A 292-nucleotide genomic window follows, 5' to 3' on the forward strand; every position below is an offset into this window, starting at 1 on the left:
CTCGCTGGATCAGGTGGAACTGATCATGGCGATGGAAGAGGAATTCAATGTCTCCATTTCCGATGAAGATGCGGAGAAGATTGCCACAGTCCAGGATGCCATCGATTACGTCAAAAAGGCCCTGGGTCAGTGAAAGCCCAGAAACCATCTCTGTTCAGCAGATGAAACAGAGGATGAGGAATTTATGAAGAGAAGGGTTGTGGTGACAGGCCTGGGAATGGTCACTCCCCTGGGAACCGGGGTTCAGAAGACCTGGGAAGCTCTTTGCTCCGGGAAATCCGGGATCAGGAGG

General features: G+C 52.1%; 2 protein-coding genes. Both read left to right on the forward strand.

Going from position 1 to position 292, the window contains the following annotated elements; translation table 11 throughout:
- A partial coding sequence (locus tag LZP69_RS16035) for a phosphopantetheine-binding protein (RefSeq protein ID WP_234201698.1) occupies positions 1-133 on the forward strand: 133 nt, incomplete at its 5' end.
- 51 nt (positions 134-184) lie between these two features.
- A partial coding sequence (locus LZP69_RS16040; protein WP_234201699.1) for a beta-ketoacyl synthase N-terminal-like domain-containing protein occupies positions 185-292 on the forward strand: 108 nt, incomplete at its 3' end.

Source organism: Shewanella sp. AS1 (genome assembly GCF_021412565.1).
Lineage (GTDB): Bacteria > Pseudomonadota > Gammaproteobacteria > Enterobacterales > Shewanellaceae > Shewanella.